This is a genomic window from Thermomicrobium sp. (assembly GCF_053493975.1).
In genome coordinates, this window is record NZ_JBRBZA010000064.1 from 1 (window position 1) to 5,008 (window position 5,008).

At 63.2% G+C, this 5,008-nt stretch carries 5 protein-coding genes; 3 read left to right on the top strand and 2 right to left on the bottom strand.

Annotation, left to right across the window (positions count from 1 at the left end; translation table 11 throughout):
- On the bottom strand, positions 1-208 hold a 208-nt coding region (locus tag ACWIVK_RS10670; RefSeq protein ID WP_448576671.1), incomplete at its 3' end, for an ATP-binding cassette domain-containing protein.
- A 329-nt stretch (positions 209-537) separates the two neighbouring features.
- On the opposite strand from ACWIVK_RS10670, the gene ACWIVK_RS10675 reads away from it, so the two are divergent.
- From ACWIVK_RS10675 to glpK, 3 genes are all read left to right on the top strand, one after another.
- Positions 538-2,247, top strand: coding sequence for a glycerol-3-phosphate dehydrogenase/oxidase (locus ACWIVK_RS10675; RefSeq protein WP_448576672.1), 1,710 nt, complete (start codon positions 538-540; stop codon positions 2,245-2,247).
- 106 nt (positions 2,248-2,353) lie between these two features.
- Positions 2,354-2,518 (top strand): hypothetical protein, encoded by a 165-nt coding sequence (locus tag ACWIVK_RS10680; RefSeq protein WP_448576673.1) that lies wholly within the window; start codon positions 2,354-2,356, stop codon positions 2,516-2,518.
- Between the two features lie 405 nt (positions 2,519-2,923).
- Positions 2,924-4,438, top strand: a complete 1,515-nt coding sequence (gene glpK / locus ACWIVK_RS10685; RefSeq protein ID WP_448576674.1) for a glycerol kinase GlpK — start codon at positions 2,924-2,926, stop codon at positions 4,436-4,438.
- A 265-nt stretch (positions 4,439-4,703) separates the two neighbouring features.
- Here glpK and ACWIVK_RS10690 read toward each other — a convergent pair.
- A partial coding sequence (locus tag ACWIVK_RS10690; RefSeq protein ID WP_448576675.1) for a VOC family protein occupies positions 4,704-5,008 on the bottom strand: 305 nt, incomplete at its 5' end.

Below are 5,008 nucleotides of genomic sequence, written 5' to 3' on the forward strand. Positions count from 1 at the left end.
GCCCCTCACTGGGGCGCAGCGCACCGACCACCATGCGGAGAAACGTCGTCTTGCCGGATCCACTCGGCCCGAGGAGACCGTAAATCACCCCACGGGGAATCACGACTGTCAGGCGGTCGATCGCCCGCAGCGGACCGAAGATGCGAGAGACTCCCTCCGCGACGATCGCGGCGTCGCTCGCTTCGGTAGGGAGCGCGAGGCTGACCATCGTTGCCCGCCCTTCCGGTCATGCTGGCATTGCGGCAACGTTCCCTGCTGGCGGAAGCATAACCGAGCATGAGCGAAGCTGCAGGTTACGCAGCGACACGGAATGTCAGCTGACGAGCAGCGCTGGCCGGGAGGCTGGTGAGTGGAAGATGGTCAGCACGTTGACTCGGACCCATCCCCGTGAGCCCTCCCTGACCACGCTCGAATGCGGACAGTGATCGTTTCCCCCAAACGTGCACGAGATCGGACAACATCGGACAACCCGGTAGGGAAGTTCTGATAGGATGGTTTGGGAAAAGCGCAAGACAAGAGGCAAAAGGTGAGTCTACCGTGCTTCTGTGTCGTGAAGAGTCGATCGCTCTCCTGTGTGAGCAGGAGTTCGATGTCCTGGTCATCGGTGGCGGAATCACTGGAGCTGGTGTCGCATTCGATGCGGCCGCGAGGGGATTACGGGCTGCACTCGTCGAGGGGCGTGATTTTGCTGGGGGGACCAGCCGCTGGTCGACCAAGCTGGTGCATGGAGGTATTCGCTACCTGCCCCAGTTCGAGATCGGGTTGGTTCGCGAGGCACTGATCGAACGAGGACGACTCCTCGCCAATGCTCCACTCCTCGTCGAGCCGTTGCCGTTTCTCCTCCCTTTGTACCGGTTCAATCGTCGGCCGCTCGGGATTTCCTGGCTACCGCGACAAGCGGTTTTGCAGGTCTCGCTCGTCCGCGCTGGCCTCGCGGTCTACGACATCCTCGCTGGGCATCTCAATATCGGACGGCATCGCAGTGTCCCGCGTGCCCAAATCACTCAGTGGGCAACCTCTCTCCGTACGCAGGATCTCGTCGCAGCGTACTCGTACTGCGACGCGCGTACTGAAGACGCTCGACTCGTCCTCGATGTCTTGGCATCGGCAGCCGAGCGGGGTGCGGTGATCGTCAACTACGCGCGCGTGGTCGGCTTCGAGAAAGCAGGTGGGCGGTTGGCGGCGGCCTGGGTGCGCGACGAGGTAAACGCCGAGGACCTGCTGGTGCGCGCCAAGGTGTTCGTGAACGCGACCGGGATTTGGGGCGAGGAATCGGAGCGTCTGACCGGTGAACCACCGCTGGTCCACATCGTCCCGAGTAAAGGAGTGCACCTGATTCTCCCGAGCGAACGGGTCGGTCTGAAAGATGTGGCAGTGGTGCTTCCGGAAACCGACGATGGGCGGCTGTTGTTCGTTGTGCCGTATCGGCCGTACGGTGACGTGGCGATTCTCGGGACGACCGACACGGGATCGGGGCCGCTAGAGTCTCCAGTTGCGACCGACGCGGATATCGACTATCTGCTCGACCATGCCAATCGCTATTTCGAGACCACGTTGACGCGGGCCGACGTGATCAGCGTGTATGCGGGCTACCGTCCCCTGATCCGGCGCGGACTCGTGGAAACGACGGCGCGATTGTCCAGATCGCACGAGCTCATCGAGCACGCCAATGGGTTGATCTCGATCCTAGGAGGGAAGCTCACGACGTTCCGTGCCATGGCTGAGGAAACGGTCGATGCGGTGGAGCGTCGGTTGGGGCGACCGACCCGGCATGTGACTACCCAGCTTCCTCTGGCTCGTCGCCGGGACTGGAAGCAGGTCGTCGAGACGGTGGCGGCGCGGACGCGCGAGATGGGGCTCGAGGCGCATGTCCCATGGCTGCTGCGCGGTTACGGCGCGGCAGCGCACACTGTCCTCGACATCGCGGCAGGAGACCACCGACTCGCTCGACCGATGGTGAACGGTCTACCGTATTTGTGGGCTGAAGTCGTTCATGCCTGTCGGTACGAGCAAGCTTGCCATGTCGATGACGTGCTCGAGCGCCGCACGTTCATGCTGTTCTTGGACTGGGATCATGGCCTGCGCGTCGCCGAGCAGGTCAGTGAGCTGATGGCGCAGGAACTCGGATGGTCGGCAGAGCAGCGGCAACGTGAAGTCGAGCGGTACCGACGGCGTGTCCTACGGTCCTGTGGTGCTGAGCACGGTATCGCGACGCGTCTCGAGCCTGGTCCCGTCTCGCTTCCGTAGCCTACGTGCCCGATCGTAAGAGAGCGATGGCCGATTCGAGGATCACGGTCGGGAAGCGGTCGAGCGCCGTTCGACGGAGTCGAAAAGGGGGAAAGGGAGGGTTCCGGTGGACGGACTTCTCGGGAAACTCCTGGGAACGCTCATCCTGCCTGATCCTGCTGAGAAGGGTTTCGTCGCAGCTGTCTCGCTGGTTCGCTCGAAGACCCGAGACTCTCTCTGGAACGCGATCATAGGTGGTGAGCATGTACCCTCGTCGTTGGGGCTCTGGTGATTGGACGCATCAGCGGGACATCTCTCGTTCCTGTCGTCACGCTCGCTTTGGCCATTGCCGGGCAGTCCACCCGTAGTGGCGCCCACACCATATCATCGGTTCGTCCGTCGAGGTATTCCTCGCTGCGGTGCTGGTCCGGCTCGCCTGGCTGTCTCAGTCGACGGTGATCGATGGTGCCGGGTTCGAGTGGGCAGCGTTCTCGACTGCGCGAGCCAACAGCGACTATCCATAGGTATCTGGTCACTGAAATCATCGGCGCGGAGATGCGCGTTTTCGGTGTTCGGGCGATCTTGCCCCAGGAACTGGTGACCGACGTGGGACCACTTCTGGTGGGGCTCCCCTACTGTTCCAGATCACTCTGGCGTGAGCGACGGGCGTCCGGAGAAATCGCAAAGAGGGGCAGTCATGACTCGCTTCGTGTTGGCGATCGACCAAGGGACGACGAGTACGCGGGCGATGATCTTCGATCGCGCGAGCAACGTCATCGCGATCGATCAGCGCGAACATCAGCAGCTCTATCCACAGCCCGGCTGGGTCGAACACGACCCGCTGGAGATCTGGGAACGGACCCAACAGGTGGTCCGGACCGCGCTCGAGCGCGCGGGGCTCAACGGCAATGCGATCGCGGCGATCGGTATCACCAATCAGCGCGAGACGACGGTCGTCTGGAACCGAGAGACTGGCCAACCGTACTGTAACGCGGTCGTCTGGCAGGATACTCGCACCGATCAACTCTGCGCCCAGCTGGAGCGCGAGGGCTACGGTCCGCTGTTCCGCGAGCGAACGGGGTTGCCGATCAGCACGTACTTCTCCGGCCCCAAGCTGCGTTGGCTCTTGGAGACTCATCCGCAGATCCGCGCTGACGCCGAGAAGGGCCTCGCTCTTTTCGGGAATATCGATACCTGGCTGATCTGGTGGTTGACCGGTGGTCCGAATGGTGGCGCCCATGTCACCGACGTCTCCAATGCCAGCCGGACCATGCTGATGAACCTCCGGACCCTAGACTGGGACGACGAAATACTCGGTACCCTGCACATTCCGCGCCAGATGTTGCCGGCTATCCGCCCGTCGTCCGATCCGAACGCCTATGGGTATACGGTCGACGACGGTCCGCTCGGCGCGCGGGTACCGGTGTGTGGTGATCTGGGTGACCAGCAAGCTGCGCTCGTCGGGCAAGCGGGACTGCAGCCAGGCATGGCCAAGAATACCTACGGCACCGGTTGCTTCCTCTTGCTCAATACGGGAACCGAAATCGTCCCCTCCAAGTACGGCTTGCTGACGACGGTCGCGTACCGGTTCGGGGATGGTCCCTGCGTGTATGCGCTGGAGGGATCGATCGCGATTACCGGCGCGCTCGTTCAGTGGCTGCGCGACAACTTGGGTCTGATCAGCCAGTCGGCTGAGGTCGAAGAACTCGCACGCTCGGTCGAAGACAATGGTGGTATCTACTTCGTCCCCTTCTTCTCCGGAGCCTTTGCGCCGTACTGGCGAGCTGATGCGCGCGGCGTGATCGTCGGTTTGACCCGCTTCGTCACGCGGGGTCACGTCGCGCGGGCAGCGCTGGAGGCGACGGCCTACCAGACGCGCGACGTGGTCGATGCGATGGTCGCCGACTCGGGGATCCAGCTGGCAGAGCTGCGCGTCGATGGCGGCATGGTGCAAAACGAACTCTTGATGCAGTTCCAGGCGGATATTCTGAACGTACCAGTGGTCCGGCCGGTCGTCACGGAGACGACCTCGCTCGGCGCGGCGTACGCAGCCGGACTGGCGGTCGGCTACTGGGCGAACGAGCAGGAGATCGCCCAATACTGGAAAGAGGCCAAGCGCTGGCATCCGCACATGGGGGCAGAACAGCGTGACGCGCTCTACCGAGGCTGGAAGAAGGCGGTCGAGCGGAGCTTCGGCTGGGTGGAGCTGTAGCGCGCGTGCCTGCAAGCTGTGCCCAGCGATCGACCAGCGAGGGAAGCCGCAGTGTCGTTCGGTCACCGGCGATGAAACGCGCACGTGACCAGGTTTGCCGACCGGATCCTGCGACACGGGCAGTGACGATCGCGGACGCGGCTGCGACCGAGCCTGCGTCAAGTTCGTTGAGAGTGGATCTAGGACACCGGACGTCGACTCGCTGTCCGTTCGGTGAGACGGCTGTCGCGTCGTCGCAACGTGGACGCCGCGGGCGAAACCGTCCTCAGGAGCGCGAGCCGACCGGCTCGAGGAACAACGTGGCCTGGCGATTCCAGGCGCTCTGCGGGTACCGGTCCTCGAGTCGGACGCACTGGGCCTGCAGTTCCGCGGGGAGTGACGCGATGTCGGGCCAATCGACCTCGATCAAATTGCCAGCCGGGTCACGGACATAGAGTTGGACATTCCCGTTCGGGAGCTGGACGAGGTGGTGGGCGAACGTCTCTCCGTCCAAGCAGCCGCGCGCTCGTGCCTTCTCGTAGACGGCGGGAAGATCATCGACTGTCAAGGCGAAGTGCGCATAACGCCGTG

What these genes read in the sequence shown, in the direction of transcription:
- glpK (WP_448576674.1), top strand. Translation starts at nt 2,924, where the DNA reads ATGACTCGCTTCGTGTTGGCGATCGACCAAGGGACGACGAGTACGCGG.